This window comes from Blastococcus sp. TML/M2B, from assembly GCF_016612865.1.
GTDB lineage: Bacteria > Actinomycetota > Actinomycetes > Mycobacteriales > Geodermatophilaceae > Blastococcus.
Genome location: NZ_JAENZZ010000002.1, coordinates 292,049 through 308,446, shown reverse-complemented (window position 1 = coordinate 308,446; position 16,398 = coordinate 292,049). Strand labels below are relative to the sequence as shown.

The 16,398-nt window shown below is 76.1% G+C and carries 12 protein-coding genes; 4 read left to right on the top strand and 8 right to left on the bottom strand.

Going from position 1 to position 16,398, the window contains the following annotated elements:
- Positions 1–191: 191 nt before the first annotated feature.
- The 3 genes from JKP75_RS10055 to JKP75_RS10045 all read right to left on the bottom strand — a co-directional run bounded on the left by JKP75_RS10055 (position 192) and on the right by JKP75_RS10045 (position 3,683).
- The gene (locus JKP75_RS10055; RefSeq protein ID WP_200491565.1) at positions 192–1,220 is read right to left on the bottom strand and encodes an LLM class flavin-dependent oxidoreductase; all 1,029 of its coding nucleotides are present in this window, start codon (positions 1,218–1,220) and stop codon (positions 192–194) included.
- A 59-nt stretch (positions 1,221–1,279) separates the two neighbouring features.
- The gene (locus JKP75_RS10050; protein WP_200491566.1) at positions 1,280–2,101 is read right to left on the bottom strand and encodes an alpha/beta fold hydrolase; all 822 of its coding nucleotides are present in this window, start codon (positions 2,099–2,101) and stop codon (positions 1,280–1,282) included.
- A gap of 67 nt (positions 2,102–2,168) precedes the next feature.
- Positions 2,169–3,683: an NAD(P)/FAD-dependent oxidoreductase gene (locus JKP75_RS10045; protein ID WP_200491567.1), complete on the bottom strand. Its 1,515-nt coding sequence runs from the start codon at positions 3,681–3,683 to the stop codon at positions 2,169–2,171.
- Between the two features lie 253 nt (positions 3,684–3,936).
- On the opposite strand from JKP75_RS10045, the gene JKP75_RS10040 reads away from it, so the two are divergent.
- Positions 3,937–6,168, top strand: a complete 2,232-nt coding sequence (locus JKP75_RS10040; protein ID WP_200493035.1) for a lysylphosphatidylglycerol synthase transmembrane domain-containing protein — start codon at positions 3,937–3,939, stop codon at positions 6,166–6,168.
- Between the two features lie 9 nt (positions 6,169–6,177).
- On the opposite strand, the gene JKP75_RS10035 is transcribed toward JKP75_RS10040, so the two are convergent.
- The gene (locus JKP75_RS10035) at positions 6,178–6,870 is read right to left on the bottom strand and encodes an NRDE family protein (RefSeq protein ID WP_200491569.1); all 693 of its coding nucleotides are present in this window, start codon (positions 6,868–6,870) and stop codon (positions 6,178–6,180) included.
- Between the two features lie 127 nt (positions 6,871–6,997).
- Between JKP75_RS10035 and JKP75_RS10030 the strand changes: the two genes are divergently transcribed.
- The 3 genes from JKP75_RS10030 (at position 6,998) to JKP75_RS10020 (ending at position 11,789) form a co-directional block, all read left to right on the top strand.
- Positions 6,998–7,675: a hypothetical protein gene (locus tag JKP75_RS10030; protein ID WP_200491570.1), complete on the top strand. Its 678-nt coding sequence runs from the start codon at positions 6,998–7,000 to the stop codon at positions 7,673–7,675.
- A gap of 159 nt (positions 7,676–7,834) precedes the next feature.
- A complete protein-coding gene (locus tag JKP75_RS10025; protein WP_200493034.1) occupies positions 7,835–8,824 on the top strand; it encodes a hypothetical protein in 990 nt (329 codons plus the stop codon).
- Positions 8,825–8,846: 22 nt separating this feature from the next.
- Complete coding sequence (locus tag JKP75_RS10020; protein WP_200493033.1) at positions 8,847–11,789, top strand: FtsW/RodA/SpoVE family cell cycle protein; 2,943 nt, start codon at positions 8,847–8,849, stop codon at positions 11,787–11,789.
- A gap of 90 nt (positions 11,790–11,879) precedes the next feature.
- Here JKP75_RS10020 and JKP75_RS10015 read toward each other — a convergent pair whose 3' ends face one another.
- The 4 genes from JKP75_RS10015 to JKP75_RS10000 form a co-directional block, all read right to left on the bottom strand.
- The gene (locus JKP75_RS10015; RefSeq protein ID WP_200491572.1) at positions 11,880–12,863 is read right to left on the bottom strand and encodes a rod shape-determining protein; all 984 of its coding nucleotides are present in this window, start codon (positions 12,861–12,863) and stop codon (positions 11,880–11,882) included.
- Between the two features lie 73 nt (positions 12,864–12,936).
- Positions 12,937–14,775: an FtsX-like permease family protein gene (locus tag JKP75_RS10010; RefSeq protein WP_200493032.1), complete on the bottom strand. Its 1,839-nt coding sequence runs from the start codon at positions 14,773–14,775 to the stop codon at positions 12,937–12,939.
- A 139-nt stretch (positions 14,776–14,914) separates the two neighbouring features.
- On the bottom strand, positions 14,915–15,481 hold the full coding sequence (locus tag JKP75_RS10005) for an ABC transporter permease (RefSeq protein WP_200493031.1): 567 nt from the start codon (positions 15,479–15,481) through the stop codon (positions 14,915–14,917).
- A gap of 2 nt (positions 15,482–15,483) precedes the next feature.
- Positions 15,484–16,299 carry an ABC transporter ATP-binding protein gene (locus tag JKP75_RS10000; RefSeq protein WP_309229728.1) on the bottom strand — a complete coding sequence of 272 codons (816 nt, stop codon included), beginning with the start codon at positions 16,297–16,299 and terminating at the stop codon, positions 15,484–15,486.
- Positions 16,300–16,398: the final 99 nt, after the last annotated feature.

Genomic DNA, 16,398 nt, shown 5'->3' with positions numbered 1-16,398 from the left:
CCCCCGGGGTCGCCGCCCGGGTCGTCCGGCGTCGCCTCGATCGGCGGCGGCGGCAGCACCTCGGGAGCGTCGGGCAGCAGCTCGCCCGGGTCGTCGGGGATCGGCTGGTCGGGATCGATCTCCGGCCCGGTTCCGGCAGCGGTTCGACCATGCCGCGAGTCAACCAGCGCGCACCTCTCGCCGCAGGGCGATCAGCCCGGCGGGCGCCACCCCAGCGCCGGCCCCAGCCGGGTCGCGATGTCGGTCAGCATCTGCTCGTAGTCCTCGTCGGCGAAGGAGAACGGCAGGGCGAAGGCCACCTCGGAGACGGCGCGGAACCCGGCGTGCGCGTGCAGCTGCTCGGCGATCTGCTCGGCGGTGCCGATCAGATCGGGGGCGAAGAGCATCCGCGCCGGGCCCTGCGGGCTCGTCGTCCGGGGGAGCCGCTGGGCGACGTAGGCGGCGTACTTCTCGCGCTGCGCGGGGGTGGCGCTGTCGGTGGGGATGACGACGAGCCCCTGGGAGACCCGGGCCGCCGCGCCGGCCGGGTGGGCGGCGCGGAAGGCGTCGACGTGCGAGCGCTGGATCGCGGCGAAGTCCGGCTCGGCGGTGCCCTCGGCCTTCACCACGCTGCTGGTCAGGAGGTTCATGCCGTGCTCGCCGGCCCAGCGGGCCGAGCCGAGGCTGCCGCCGCCGTACCAGAGCCGGTCGCGCAGCCCCGCCGCGTGCGGCTGCACGCGGTCGGACCACTCCTCGACCACGCCCTCGCGGCCGGCGAACGAGGAGGCCGGCTCGCCGGCGACCAGCGACAGCAGCCGGGACACCCGCCCGTAGGAGAAGTCCTCGAGCTCGGCGGTGTCCGGGTAGAGGGCGCCCTTCACGTCGTCCCAGTGCATCGGCGGCCCCACGCTCACCCCGGGGTTGAGCCGGCCCCCCGAGAGGACGTCGACGGTCGCGAGGTCCTCGGCCAGCCGCAGCGGGTTCTCCCACCCGAGCGGGATGACCGCCGTCCCCAGCTCGATCCGGCTGGTGCGCTGCGTCGCCGCAGCCAGGACGGCGACGGGGGAGGAGATGCCGAACTGCAGGTGCCGGTGCCGCACCCACGCGCTGTCGAAGCCCAGCCGCTCGCCCAGCTCGATGACGCGCAGCGTCGTCTCGTGCCCCGCGCGCGGATCGGCGGCGTCGAAGGAACCGATGGTCAGGAAGCCGAGCTTCTCCAGCGGCTGCGAGGGGACGGGCATGCCGGGGCGCTCCTTCGTCGGGTGCGCCGATCCTCCCAGGCGGCGCTCCGGCGGGTCGCTCAGGCCGCCGGCTGCAGCGCGTGCCGGTCGAGGAAGCCGGTGACCAGCCGGACGACGTCGTCGGGTCGCTCGATGTGCACGCCGTGGCTGGACCCCGGGCCGGTCAGCAGCTCGTACTCCGCGCCGGGGATCGCGTCGGCCACCTTCTTCGCCTGCCAGGGCGGGGTGAGCAGGTCCTGCTCGCCGACGATGACGAGGGTGGGCACGGTGATGCCGGCCAGCCGGTCGGTGGTGTCGTGCGCCAGGTCGGCGTCCCACTGCTCGACGGTGACCTGCATCTGCTCCTCGGTCTGCGGGAAGGCCGGCAGCATCGGCTCGAGCATCGCGGCGAAGTCGGGGTGGTCCAGCAGTTGCGGGGAGAAGGCGATGCCCGCGGTGGCGAGTGCGGCCTCCATGTCCCGCTTCGCGTAGGGGTGCCGCAGCGCCGTCAGCACGGACCGCTGGAAGCCGTCGCACTGCGCCCACGTGGCGTGCAGGATCGCGGTGGCGACCTGATCGGGGTGCGCGAGCGCCAGCTCCTGCACCACGGCGGAGCCCAGCGACCAGCCCATGGCGTGCGCGCGGGGGATCCCCAGGGCCTCCAGCAGGGCCGAGGCGTCCTCGGCCAGGGCGGTCACGGTGATCGGGCCCTCGCCGCGCTCGCTCCCGCCGAGGCCGCGGTTGTCGAAGGCGATGACCCGGTAGCGCTCGGCCAGCCGGGGGATGAGCTCGCCCCACAGCGGGATCGACCCCGACGTCCCCATGACGAGCAGCAGCGGGTCGCCCTCGCCGCTGATCTCGTAGTTCAGGGTGACACCGGTCCGGACGGCCGTCTGCGGCATGGCAACTCCTCGGGAGGCGGAACGGCGGGCACGGCGCCCGCCGGGGGTGCGGGGACGTCGGGGCGGGTCACCGGTAGACGAGGGAGCCGTCGTCGAGGTCGACCTTCGGGAGGATCTCGGCCTCCTCGGCGTGCTCCAGCATGTGGACCCAGGGCTCGCGGTCGCCCTGCTTGAACAGCAGGTGCTGGGAGCGCATCACGTACCCGGCGTTGAAGTCCTCCGGGTCCGACCACGGCCGTGGCTGCATGCCGGCGTCCTCGTCGCGCAGGGTCGGGACGACCATGGTCGCCTTCTTGGTCTCCATCTGCTCCAGGAGCCGGATCACCAGGTCGCTGACCAGGTCCACGCGCAGCGTCCAGCTGTGCCGGAAGTACCCGAAGACGTAGGCCATGTTCGGGATCCCGCTGATCATCAGGCCGCGCCAGGTGACCCGTTCGGGGAAGTCGACCGGCTCGCCGTCCACGGTGAAGGCGACGTCCCCGAGCACCGACAGGTTGAACCCGGTGGCGCTGACCACGACGTCGGCCTCGAGCTCGTCCCCGGAGCCGAGCCGGATGCCGGTCTCGGTGAAGGTGTCGATGGTGTCGGTGACCATCGAGGCCTTCCCCTCGCGCAGGGCGGCGAACAGGTCGCCCTCCGGGACGATCGCGATCCGCTGCTGCCACGGTCGGTAGCGCGGCGTCAGGTGCTTCTCGACGTCGAAGCCCTCCGGGAGGTGCGGCTTCATCGCCTCCATGAGGTAGTCGTGCAGCTCGTCCGGCGCCTCGTGCGCCATCCGTGCCAGCTCGTCGAACTCGGCGGCGTAGGCCCGGCGGAGGATCTCGTGGGTCCACTCCTCCGGGATGTCCAGCGCGCGCAACGTCGTCGCCAGGTCGTGCGTCAGCGGCGGCGCGAGGAAGTAGGACGGCGAGCGCTGGAGCATGGTCACGTGCGCCGCCTGCCCGGCGATCGCGGGGATCAGCGTCGCCGCCGTGGAGCCGGACCCGATGACGACGACGCGCTTCCCGTCCAGGTCGAGGTCCTCGGGCCACTGCTGCGGGTGCACGATCCGGCCGGCGAACCGGTCCATGCCGGGCCAGTCGGGCTGGTAGGGCCGGGTGTGGTTGTAGTAGCCCTGGCACATCCACAGGAAGTTCGTGGTGAACCGGACCTCCTCCCCGGTGTCGAGCCGGGTGACCCGGACCGTCCAGCGCCGGTCCTCGGTGGACCACGAGGCGTGCGTGGCCCGGTGCCGGAAGCGGATGTGCGGGGCCAGGTCGTCCTCGGCGATGACCTCGTCCAGGTAGCGGAGGATCTCGCCACCCGCCGCGATGGAGGGCCCGCGCCAGGGCTTGAAGCGGTACCCGTAGGTGAACAGGTCGCTGTCCGAGCGCACCCCCGGGTAGCGGTGGGTCCACCACGTCCCGCCGGGCCGGTCCTGCGCGTCGAGCAGCACGAAGCTCCTGTCCGGGAAGCGCTCCTGCAGGTGGTGCGCGGCGCCGATGCCGGACACCCCGGCCCCCACGATGAGGACGTCGACGTGCTCTCCCGGCGACCCGTCCAGGGCCTCGGCCGGGCTGGTGCGCTGGTCGGTCGCGGTCATGGCGGACCCCCGCTCGTCGTGTGACCTGGCTCACAGAGCGTACCGGCGACGAGCCGTTCGCGGGACCGTTCCCGTCCCTCCCCTTCGGGGTGACCCGGCATGCCGGTGGCTGACCGCGGGGCCGGGCTCGGGGATGATCGCGCGGTGAGCGGGGGCGGCGGGGAGGCGGTGCTGGCCCCCGCGACCCGGGTGCGGCGGCCCAACGACGTCGTCCAGCTGCTCACCGCCGCCGCCGGGCTGGCGCTGATCGTGCGTGCTCACGCTCACCACCCCGGACGCCGTCGACACCCTCGACCGCACCGTCCCGACGGTGGTCCGCGATCCGCTGCGCACGCTGTTCTCGGTCGCCTCGGTGGCCGCCTCGCTCGCGGTGCTCGCGGTGCTCGCGACCGTCGCGGTCGACGCCGCCCGGCACCGGCGGGCGGCCCTGGTCCAGGCCCTCGTCGCCGGGCTGCTGGGGCTGCTGCTGGGAGCGGTCGCCGAGCGGAGCGGGGACGCCGCCGGCGGCGTGGTGGCCGACGTCCTCACCGGCCCCCGCGACGACGCCGCCCTCGTGCCCGTCGTCGCGACGATCGCCTTCCTCGTGGGCGCGGACCTGCAGCGCCGCCGCCGCTGGCGGGCGCCGGCGCGGTGGGTGGTGCTGGCCGCGCTCGTCTGCGGCGTGGCACTGGGCAACCTGACGATGCAGGGGGCGGTCGCGGCGGTGCTGCTCGGCGCCGTCGCCGGCCTGGCCGTGCGCCTGGCCGCCGGGGTGAGCCCGGCCCGGCCCGGGGACGACGTCCTGCGCGCCGAGCTCGCCCGCGCCGGGGTGGTGGTCACCGCGCTGGAGGTGACCGAGCAGCACGCCGGCCTGGTGCGGCTGACCGGCTCCGACGAGGAGGGGCCGGTCTGCGTCACGGTCGTCGACCCCGACGGCCGCGGGCTGCCGCTGGTGCGGCGGGCCGGGCGGATGCTCCGGTTCCGCGCCGCCGTCGTGGGCCGGCCCTCGCTCAGCCAGCGCGGCGACCTGGAGCGGGAGACGTCGAGCAAGGCCCTGGCCGCCGCCGCCGGCGTCCCGGTGCCGCCGGTGGTGGCGCTGCTGGCCGTCGGCCCGGCGCTGGTGCTGGTCGAGCGCCCGCTGCCCGGCACGCCGCTGACCGAGGCCGGGGACGGGGCGGAGGCGGGGCTGGCCGCGGCCTTCGCGGCGCTGCGCCGGCTGCACGCCGTCGGCCTGGCGCACGGTGCCCTGACCCCGGACAGCGTGCTGCTGGACGCCGACGGCGCCGCCGGGTTCCGCGACCTGCGGGCCGCCCAGCCGGCCGCCGGCGAGCTGCAGCGGGACCTGGACACCGTCGCCCTGCTCGTCGGGGGCGCCACCGTCGTCGGCGCCGCGGCGGCGGTCGCTGCGCTGCAGGCCGACCGGACGCCGGGCCCCACGCCGGCCCGCGTGCCCGCGCTGCTCCAGCCGGTGGCCCTGCCGGCGGCGGTCCGGCGGGCGGTGCGCGGCACGGAGCTGCTCGCCGAGCTGCGCCGCGCGCTCGCCGGCCCCGACGGCACGGTCGCCGCCGCGCCCCGCCTCGAGCGCTTCTCGGTGCGCACCATCCTCACCGTCGCCGCGTCCACCGTCGCCGCCGTCCTGCTGGCCTCGCAGCTGTCGCAGGTCAGCGTCGTCGACGAGCTGCGGCGGGCCGATCCGCTGTGGCTGCTGGTGGCTCTCGGCGGTTCGGCGCTCACCTACGTCGGCGCGGCGCTCGCGCTCATCCCGTTCGTGCCGGTCGCGCTCTCCCTGGGGCGCACCACGCTGGTCCAGGTGTCGTCGGCGTGGCTGACGCTGGTCACCCCGCCGACCGTCGGGCACGTGGGGATCAACATCCGGTACCTCCAGCGGGCCGGGCTCGCGGTGGGCGCTGCGGCGGCCAGCGTCGCGGTGAGCCAGGTGGCGACGGTCGCCGCGACGGTGCTCCTGCTGCTCGTCGTCGGCTGGGCCAGCGGGGTGTCGGCGTCCCGGCTCTCCCTGGTGCCCAGCGGGGAGGTGCTCCTGGTCCTGCTGGGCGCGGTCGCCGTCGTGGGGCTGCTGCTCGCGGTCGCGCCGGCGCGGCGGCTGCTGGTGAGCCGGCTGGAGCCGCTGCTGCGGCAGTCGCTGCCGCAGCTGCTCGCCACGGCGACCGAGCCGCGACGGCTGGCGACGGCGCTGGGGGGCATCCTGCTGCAGAACGCCGGCTACGTGCTGGCGCTGGACGCGTCGCTGCGCGCCTTCGACGCCTCGCTGGCGCTGCCCACGGTCATCGGGGTCTACCTGGTGTCCTCGGCGGTCGGCTCGGTCGCCCCGACCCCCGGCGGGCTGGGCGCCGTCGAGGCGGCGCTGCTCGGTGGCCTGACCGCGACCGGCGTCCCCGTGTCGGCCGCCCTGGCCGCGGTGCTCGCCTTCCGCACGGTCACCTTCTGGCTGCCCGCGCCGGTGGGCTGGGTGGCGTTCGTCCGGCTGCAGAGCCGCCGGTACATCTGACCCGCGGGGTCAGCCTGCGGCGGCGAAGGAGGCGCGCTCCCAGGCGCCGGTCCAGGGCTGCCGGCTGTACTCCAGCTCCAGCCGGCCCGGGCGGGCGTCGATCGTCTCGGCGAAGACGGTGCCGTACACCCGGCCCTCCCGCTCCCGCCGGACGACGAGGGCGGCCGGGTCCTCGGCCGGCTGCTGCTCCTGCACCAGCTCCCGCCAGCGCGCGGGGAAGGCCGCCCGCGCGAACGGCTCCCGCCACAGCTCGTCCTCGCGGTCCTCGGGGCCGCCGGAGGTGAACACGGTGGTGCCCTCCCCGTGCTCGGCGCGCACGAGCCGCTCGCCGTCGTGCTCCCAGCTGGTCAGCGCGTCCGGCGTCACCAGCACCAGCAGGAAGCCGGCCATGCCCTCCAGCCGCACGTGCGGCACCCACCCGGGCCCGTGCGCGACGGCGAGCAGCGGCAGCACGCCCCGGCTCGGGGCGCCGGGGGCGGCGGGCCGCTCGTGGTACCGGTTGAGCACCAGCGCGGTCACGCCGGTGCGCACGTCGGTGGCGCACCACGTCCCGCCGGCCACCCGGTCGCGGCCTCCGACGACGGAGGGCGCGTCGGGCCACCAGCGGCCGGGGGAGTCGAACTCGCGGCCGGTGAGCTCGTCGCGGATGGCGAGCACCTCCGCCGGCCCCGCACCGGACCGCCGGACCACCACCGTGCACATGGGCCCATCCTGCGTGCCGCCCCCGGCGGAGCCGCCGCCGGCCCCGCCGGACCGGGGACCTTCCGCCCTGGCACCCGCCGCCCCGGCGAGGACCCTGGGGGCACGAGCGCCCACGAGGAGGCGGGATGTGCACCGACAGCGGTCCGCCCCGCACGGGACGCCCGCGCGCCGCGGCCGGCCCCGGCCGGCGACGCCCCGGCCCGCTGCTGGCGCGGTGGTCACGCCGTCCCGGCTGACGGCGGCGGGAGGGCTGCTCCTCCTGCTGCTGACCGGGTGCGGCGCGGAGCGGGACGCCGGCAGCGCGCCCGCGGCCGCGGCGGTGGACTGGCGCGCCACCACCTACGAGCTGACGTGCGACGGCCTGGTGCCCGGCGGGTTCCGGGCGCCGGTCGTGGACGGCGCGGCGCGGGTGCCCGCCGACGGCAGCCGGCCGCCCTGGTACGAGTTCTACGACGTCCGGGTGGTGGACACCGCCACCGGCGACGTGGACGGCACCGGCGGGGAGGACACCGTCGTCCTGCTGGAGTGCTCGCCGCAGCCGTCGAACGGGATCGTCCAGGAGGTGCTGGTCTTCTCGGCGACCGGCTCCCGCATCGGCAGCCTGCCCAGCCCGCGCACGCTGCAGGGCCAGGCGCCGCTGCCCCCGGTCTACGAACCGGACGGGCTGTCGGTGGAGGACCGGGTGATCGTGGCGCGGATGCTGGCCTACGCGCCCACCGACAGCCACGCCGACGGGCCCTCGGTGCCGGTCACCGTCCGGTGGCGGTTCGACCGGGATGCGGTCGTGCGCGTCTCGGCGTCGTGACTCCACGGCAGCGCATCGGAACCCCGTGACAACTCCCCGGCCGGGGCGGAGCATCGGCGGCGACGTGTCACGGGGGGAGTGCCCAGGAAGAGCCGTTGGGCGGGGGTGGCGGTCGTGACGGATCTGAGGACGCCGCGCGCTGCCGCACCGCCGCCGCCCGTGCCCGCACCGCCCGACGGGTCGACACCGCCCGGCGAGCCGACGCCGGCCGTCGCGTCGACGAGCGGCGGCGTCGAGCTCGGCCGGGTGCTCTCCCTCGCGCGGATCACCGCGCCCCAGGCGCTCGTCCTCACCGAGGACCTCCGCGCCGCGCTGGCCGAGGGCGGGGGTGCGGGCCGGCCCCTGCTCACCGGTGACGGGCGGATCACCCTGGGCCCGGCCGCGGACGGCCCCGCGACACGGCCGGCCGAGCGGTTCCTCGACGACCTGGCCGCCCTCCTGCCGGACGAGCCGGTCATGGACGTCGACCGGGCCGCGGTGCGCTCGGAGCTGGCCGCCTTGGCCCGTGCGGTGCGGGCGCTGCCCGACGGGGCCGGGGCCGCGCCGCCGGCTCCCGCGCGGCGGGCTGCCGTGCGCGACCGGCCCGCGCCGCGCCCGCCGCGCCGGCCCCGCTCGACCGGCCGGCGGATCGGCGCGTGGCTGCTCTCGCTGGTCGTGCTCGGCGCCGCCGTCACCGCCGAGGTCGTGCTCCTGGGCGACGACATCACCGCCGACCTCGACCTGCTGATGGACGCCGGCCGGGGTGGGCAGGAGCCCTCTGACGAGCCGGTGCCCGACGGGCTGCCCGTCGCCACCCCGGCGCCGCCCTCCGCCGGCGCCGTCGTGGCGGTGGACCTGCGGCCGCTGGGCACCTGCACCCCGGGGGCGACGTGCGCGGTGCGGGTGCTCGTGCGGCTGGTGCCGTCCCCGGAGCAGCAGGTCGTCAGCTGGTCCTACCGGGTGGTCGACCGGTGCACGGGGACGTCGACCCCCGTGCCGGGCGGCAGCGTGACCGTGCCGCCGCAGGCCGACCGGACGGCGGTGGTCGCCGAGGTCGCGCTCCCGCCGCTGGCCGGCGCCGCGCTCATCGCGGTCACCGAGGAGCCCGCGGTCGCCGCCTCCGACCCCGTCGTCCTGGGTTCCTGCCGCCCGGCCGGACACGGCGCGTGAGACCGGACGGGGGAGCCGAACCGTGCCGAGCGCAGCACCGCCGACGGGGACCGGGCCCCGGCGCACCCACCGCACCCGCGAGCAGCGCCGCGCCCGGTGGGGCGCCGCCTTCGACCTGCTCGCCGTGGTCGCGGCGGGCGGGCTGGTGTTCCTGGGGATCGCCAACCTCTACCTGATCGGATTCCGCGACCTGGCCGTGCGGACGGTCCTGATCGCCGCCGGCGGCGTGCTGGCGCTGGCCGTGTTCTGGCGGGTGCGGGTGCGCTACCTGGGCGTCCTGGCGTGGGTGGCGTACTGCGGTGCGGTGCTGCTGCTCGTCGGCGTGCTCGCCGTCGGGCTGTCGGCGAACGGCGCGACCCGCTGGTTCGCCATCGGCTCGCTGACCTTCCAGCCCTCCGAGCTGGCCAAGCTCGGCCTCCTGCTGGTGCTCGCCGCGGTGCTGGCCTCGAACCGCCCGGCCTGGCAGCGGTTCGCGCTCGCGCTCGTGCTGGCGGCACTCCCGATCGGGCTGACCCTGATGCAGCCCGACCTCAGCACCGCGATGCTGCTGACGGTCCTGACCGGCGGGCTGCTGCTGCTGGGGCGCGTCCCGGCCCGGTTCCTCGTGCCGCTGGGCGCGGCCGCGGCGGTGTCGGCGCCGCTGCTGATCAGCTTCCTGCGGCCGTACCAGGTGGCCCGGCTGGGCAGCTTCCTGGTCGGCGCGCACGAGTCGCCCACCGGCTCCGGGTGGGCGGTGCGCCAGGCGCACATCTCGGTCGCCTCCGGTGGCCTGTTCGGCCGTTCCGACGACCCGCTGCGCCAGCTCCGCGCGTCCTACCTGCCCGAGCGGGACACCGACCTGGCGCTGGCCAGCCTGGTCGGGCAGTGGGGGCTGGTCGCGGGCGCCGCCGTGGTGCTGGCCGCGCTGCTGCTCGTGTGGCGGCTGGCGCTGGCCAGCCGGACGTCGCGGACGCCGCACGGTGCGCTGGTCGCGGGCGGGCTGGCGCTGCTGCTGGGCGTCGAGACGGTGGTCTCGGTGGGGGCGAACCTGGGGCTGCTGCCGCTGGCCGGCGTGCCGTTCCCGCTGCTCAGCTACGGCGGCACGGCGCTGGTCGTGCACCTGGCGGCGATCGGCGTCGTCCTCGCCGTCCGGCGCGACGGGGCCCGCCGCCGGCTCTGGGCCGCCCCCGGCCGGCGCAACCCGCGGCCGCGGCTGGTGCGGCTCGCCGCCGCGGCGCTGTCGGCGCTGCTGATCGCGTTCGGCCTGTACGGCTGGCGGCTCCAGGAGGAGCGCGGCGCGGAGCTGCAGGTCGCCGGCGACGACCAGATGACCCGCTGCTTCCGGCTGCCGGCGCCGCGCGGGGCGATCACCGACCGGCACGACGTCCCGCTGGCGATGGACGCCGGGGACGCCGGCGCCGGCCCCGACCAGGTGCTCGGCGTCCCGGCGCTGCTGCGCGACCGGCCGGCCGACGTCGACCGGCTGGCCCAGCTGGTCGGTGCCCCCGCTCCGGACCTGCACGCGCAGCTCGCCGCCGCCGAGGACACCACCCTGTCGCTGCCGGTGGCCGAGGTCCCGCGCCCGGTGGCCGACGCGGTCACCGCGGCCGCCATCCCCGGGGTGTTCGTCGTCCCGCTGCCACGCCGGACCTACCCGCACGGCGCGCTGCTCGGGCCGCTGCTGGGCTTCGTGGGGGTGGCCGGCCCGGAGGACGAGGAGCGCTGGCCGGACCTGCGGCCGGGTGAGGTCGTCGGTCGGGCCGGGCTGGAACGCCAGTACGACGCGGTGCTGCGGGGCGTGAGCGGGCGGCAGTGCCTGTACGTCGACCCGACGGGCGTACCGGTGGCCCTCGGGGAGCTGCGCCCGCCGGTGCGCGGTGCCGATCTGCGGCTGTCGCTGGACCTGGGGCTGCAGCGGCGACTGGACGCCGGGGTGCAGGCCGCCCTGGCCGCCCAGCCGCGGCGGGTGGGAAAGATCGGTGCGGCGGTCGCGATGGACCCGCGCACCGGCCAGGTGCTCGCCATGGCCAGCGCGCCGTCGTTCGACAACAACGTCTACGGGCCGCCGCTCGACGGCCCGGCGCTGCAGGCGCTCGCGCAGGCCCCGGGCTCACCGATGCTCGAGCACGTCACGCAGGCCGTGGCGCCGCCCGGCTCCACCTTCAAGCTGGTCGCGGCCGTGGCCAACCAGGTGCACCGGGTCTTCGGTGCGCGGCAGGTGATCCCGACCGGGGCGAGCTTCACCTACGGCGGGCACACGTTCGGCAACTGGCGGCCGATGGGACCGATGGACCTGGTGCAGTCGATCGCGGTCTCCAACGACGTCTACTTCTACAAGCTCGCCGTGGCGCTGGGCGCCGACCGGCTGGTCGGCACGGCCCGCGACCTGGGGGTCGGCGTCGCGACCGGCGTCGACCTGCCGGGGGAGTCGGCCGGCCGGCTGGGCAGCCCGGAGCTGGCGGCGGCGGAGGGGCAGCCCTGGTACGGCGGGTCGACGGTCATCCTCGGCATCGGGCAGGGCGACCTGCAGGTGACGCCGCTGCAGAACGCCGGCTGGACCGCCGCGATCGCGACCGGCGCGCTGGTGACCCCGCGGCTGGCGATGGCCCTCGGCACGGGGCCGGGCACCTCCGCGCCGCTGCCCGCCCCGCCGCCGCGGCCGCTGCCGTTCGACGCCGACCTCGGGCCGGTCCGCGAGGGGATGCGGGCGGTCGTCGCCGGCGGCACCGGGAGCCGGCTCAACGACCTGCCGGTGCCGGTCGGTGCCAAGACCGGCACGGCGCAGGACGGCGGGCTGCGCGACGACGAGTACGACAACTGGATGTCCGCGGTCGCCCCCCTGACGGACCCGGAGATCGTGATGACCGCGCTCGTGCAGGGCCCCGGCACCGGCGGGAACAGCGCCTCCGCCGTCGTCGACGACGCGCTGCACTGGTTCTACGAGCACCACGACGAGGTCCTCGCCGTCGGCCCGCCGGCGCCCTGACGATCCCGCGCGCGGAGACGGTGTGCGCCGAGGCCCGGTTCCGCGGCTCGGAACCGGGCGTCAGCGCACACGCTCGGCGGCGGCGGCGGGTCAGCCCCGGCCGTAGGCGGCGAGGAGGGGGCGGTTGCGCAGCGCCCGGGCGGCACCTTCGGCGACGCAGGTCAGGGGCTCCTCGGCGAGCTTGACCGGCAGGCCGAGGGCGTTCTCCAGCTGCTGGGGCAGGCCCGGGACGAGCGAGGCGCCGCCGAAGACCAGCACGCCCTCGGCGAGCACGTCGGCCAGGGCCTGCGGGGGCAGGTCGTCGAGGCAGCCGCTGAGCGCCCGCACGATCTCGTCGACGACGGGCCGCACGGCGGTGCCGATCTCGCCGGGCTGCACGGTGACCAGCCGGGGCCGGCCGGTGCCGCCGTCGCGGCCGTGCACGACCAGCGGGCCGGCGTCGGCCGTCGGCGAGGTCTTGACCCGCTCCGCCTCCAGCTCCCCGATGGACAGCTGGTGCTCCTCCCGGAGGTAGCGGGCGACGGCGCCGGTCATCTCGTCGCCACCCACCTTGCTGGTCCGCTGGGCGAGGACCCCGCCGTAGCAGAACGCCACCGCCGCGGCCGATCCGCCGCCGATGTCCACGACCAGGTGCACCCGGCGCTCCAGCGGGTCCAGCCCGCAGCCGACCGCGCCCGCGACGGCGTCGTCCAGCGCGGTCGCGGGGCGGATGCCGGCCTCCTCGGCGGCCTCGAGCAGGGCGCGGGTCTCCAGGGAGGTGGCGTCGGCCGGCACCCCGATCACCGCGCGCACCGGGCTCCACAGCCGCCGCCCGGCCCGGGCGAGGACCGCGCGCAGGTACAGCCGCGCCGTCTCCAGGTCGGTGACCACGCCGTCGTGCAGCGGCCGGACGGCGGAGAACCGCGCCGGGGCCCGGCCGACCAGCTCCCCGGCCTCCCGCCCGACGGCGGTGATCCGGGGACGGCGGCCGGAGCCGGGCCGGAGCAGCAGCACGCTGGGTTCGTCGAACACGATGCCGCGCCGCAGGTCGCTGACCACCGTGGTGGCGGTCCCCAGATCGATGCCGAGATCCATGTGCGGCCTCCTGCTCGGGCGACCCAGTGTGGAACCCGCCGTGCCGCCGGTCCAGGCTCCCCGGCGCGGCCTCTCAGGCGCGCGCGATCGCGTCCAGGATCTCCAGCTTGGCCGCCCGTCGTGCCGGCCCGACCGCGGCCAGCACCCCGATCAGCGCGGCGACCACGAGGAAGACGGCCATCCGCGGATAGGGGACGACGAGCTCGGTGATGCCCTGGTCGACCAGCGAGCGGCTCAGCGCGACCCCGAACAGCGTGCCGAGCACCAGCCCGAGCACCGCCCCGTAGATCGAGATGATCACCGCCTCGAGCCGGACCATGCGGCGCAGCTGCGACCGGCCCAGCCCGACGGCGCGCATCAGCCCGATCTCGCGGGTCCGCTCGATGACCGACATGGCCAGGGTGTTGACGATCCCCAGCGCGGCGATGAGCACCGAGAGCACGAGCATCGCGTTGATCAGCAGCAGCAGCTGGTCGACCGAGCCCTCCTGCTCGTCGGAGAACTCGCCCCGGTCCTTGAGGTTCACGATCGGGTAGCCGCTGACCACGTCCTCCAGCTGCGCCCGCACCTCGGACGGCGCGACGCCGTCGGCGAGGTCGACGAAGAGGAAACGGTCCAGGCCGACCCCGCCGAAGCGGCTCAGCGAGTCGAGCGAGACGACGGTGCTGCCGATGACCTGGTTGGACTCGTAGATCCCGCCGACGGTCAGCTGCTCCGTCCGGCCGTCGAGGGTCAGCACCTCCACCTGGTCGCCCACCGACCAGCCGCGGCCCTCCGCGGTCGACTCGTCGACGACGACGCCGTCACCGGCCAGGTCGTCGGCGGAGCCGTCCACCCAGCTGAGGTCGATGCTCCGGTCCAGCGACGCCGGGTCGACGGCGGTGAGCAAGGCGGTGCTCCCGTCGAGCTGGGCCTGGCCCCAGCGCAGCGGCATGACCGCCTCGACGCCGTCGACGGCGGCGAGCTGGGCGGCCACGTCGGAGCTGAACGGCACCTGCACCGCGCTGGAGACGACGAACTCGGCGCGCACCGAGCCCGCGACCAGCTTCTCGATGCTGGCGTTGGTCGACGCACCGATGACGCTGAACGCGCTGACCAGCGCGAGCCCGATCATCAGCGCCGACGCGGTGGCGGCCGTGCGCCGCGGGTTGCGGACGGCGTTCTCCTGCGCGAGGCGGCCGGTGGTGCCCCAGATGCGCGGCAGGACGGCGCCCACGGTCCGCAGGAAGGGCCGGGCCAGCACCGGGCTCAACGCGGTCGCGCCCAGGATGAGCGCGAGCGCACCGACGCCGACGAGCGAGGCGCCGGTGCCGCCGTCCTCGCTGAGCGTGCCGCCGACCAGGGCCGCGATGCCGGCGACCGCCAGGACGGCGCCGAGGACCGTGCGCCGGCGCAGGCCGCGCTGCGCGGTCACCACGTCGTCGCGCATCGCCGCGACCGGGGGCATCCGGGCGGCGCGGCGGGCGGGCACGTACGCCGAGACCAGGGTGACCAGGACGCCGACCACGTACCCCCACACCACGGTGTCCGCGGCGAGGACCAGGTTGCCGTCCAGGGTGAGGCCGAAGGAGCCGAACAGCGCCCGCAGGCCGGCGGCGATGCCGTAGCCGGCGGCCAGCCCGAGGGTGGCGCCGACGAGACCGACGACCAGCGCCTCGCCGAGGACCGACCGGGTCACCTGCCCGCGGCTGGCGCCCAGGGCGCGCAGCAGCGCCAGCTCGCGGGTCCGCTGGGCCACGAGCATCGAGAAGGTGTTGAGGATGATGAACGTGCCGACGAACAGCGCGATCCCGGCGAAGACCAGCAGGAAGATGTTGATGAACTGCAGCGCCTCGGAGAAGTCCGAGGCCAGGCTCTCGGCCTGCTCGGTGGCGGTCTTGACGTCGTGGCCGTCCCCGACGGCGGCGGCCACGCGGCCGGCGAGCTCGTCGGGGTCGACGCCGTCCTCGGCCCCGACGCCGATGCCGGTGAACTGCCCCGGAGCGGTCAGCAGCTCCTGCGCCGTCGCGGTGTCGAACGCGGTGAGCGACGCGCCGGCCAGCCCGCTGCCGTCACCGAACCGGAAGATGCCGAACGAGCTCGGCCTCGATCCGCGGGCCCGGCGTGAGCAGGCTGATGGTGTCGCCGACCTGGTAGCCGGACTCCTCCGCGGCGTCCTCGTCGATCATGACCTCGCCTGGCCCCTCGGCCGCCCGGCCCTCGACCAGGCTGGTGGGGGAGATGGACTCCTCGGTGTCCCAGCTGATGCCCAGGCCCGGGGCGCCGCCGGTGTCGAGGACCTCGCCGTCCGGCACGAGGATGTAGACGCCCTCGGCCTGGACGTTGCCCTCCACCGCCGCGACGCCGTCGACGTCGGCGATCCGGTCGACCAGCTCGGCCGGCACGTAGGTGGCGGTGCCGCCGGCGCCGGTGCCGGCCAGACCCTGGTCGAACGCGGCGGCGCGGGTGACGTTGACGTCGGCTGCCGTGGTCTCGAACAGGTCGTTGAACGTCTTGCTCAGCGTGTCGGTGAAGATCAGCGTCCCGACGACGAAGGCGACGCCGAGCACGATCGCCAGCCCGGACAGGGCCAGGCGCACCTTGTGCGCCAGCAGGTTGCGCCAGGTGGTGCGCCACACGGTCAGCGCACCCCCGCCGGGCCGCCGTCGCCGGTGCCGCCGGGCAGGACGGCCGCGGGTGCGCGGTCGGTCTCGGTGTCGAACGCCTTGAGCCGCTCGAGCACGCGGTCGGCGGTGGGTTCGAGCATCTCGTCGACGATCCGGCCGTCGGCGAGGAAGAGGACCCGGTCGGCGTAGCTGGCGGCCTTGGGGTCGTGGGTCACCATCACGATCGTCTGGCCCATCTCGCGCACCGAGCGGCGCAGGAAGTCCAGGACGTCGGCGCCGCTGCGGGAGTCCAGGTTCCCGGTCGGTTCGTCGGCGAAGACGATGTCGGGCCGCCCGGCCAGGGCGCGGGCGCAGGCGACCCGCTGCTGCTGGCCACCGGAGAGCTCGGTGGGCCGGTGCGCCAGCCGCTGCCGCAGCCCGACGGTGTCGATCACCGTGTCCAGCCACTCCTTGTCGGGCTTGCGGCCGGCGATGTCCATCGGCAGCGTGATGTTCTCCAGGGCGGTGAGCGTGGGCAGCAGGTTGAACGCCTGGAAGACGAACCCGACGCGGTCCCGCCGCAGCACGGTGAGCGCCTTGTCCTCCAGGGTGCTGAGGTCGACGTCGCCGATGAACGCCTGGCCCTCGGTCACCGAGTCCAGGCCGGCCATGCAGTGCATGAGCGTCGACTTGCCCGAGCCGGACGGGCCCATGATCGCGGTGAACCGGCCACGGTCGAAGTCGACGTCGACGCCGTCCAGCGCCACCACGCGGGTGTCGCCCTCGCCGAAGACCTTGGTCAGCTTCCGGCCGCGGGCGGCCGGGGCGGGAGACGGACCGGGAGGGGTCACGGGGAACTCCAGAGGGGAGGGAGCGGGCACGGTCTGCGGCCAGGACGCTAGAGGGGACCACCGACAGGTCGGTAGGGCTTTTCGGGCCCGGGCGCGTCG

Coding starts and splice junctions, on each gene's coding strand:
- JKP75_RS10055 (WP_200491565.1), bottom strand. CDS start 1,220: ATGCCCGTCCCCTCGCAGCCGCTGGAGAAGCTCGGCTTCCTGACCATC.
- JKP75_RS10035 (WP_200491569.1), bottom strand. CDS start 6,870: ATGTGCACGGTGGTGGTCCGGCGGTCCGGTGCGGGGCCGGCGGAGGTG.
- JKP75_RS10045 (WP_200491567.1), bottom strand. CDS start 3,683: ATGACCGCGACCGACCAGCGCACCAGCCCGGCCGAGGCCCTGGACGGG.
- JKP75_RS10050 (WP_200491566.1), bottom strand. CDS start 2,101: ATGCCGCAGACGGCCGTCCGGACCGGTGTCACCCTGAACTACGAGATC.
- JKP75_RS10015 (WP_200491572.1), bottom strand. CDS start 12,863: ATGGATCTCGGCATCGATCTGGGGACCGCCACCACGGTGGTCAGCGAC.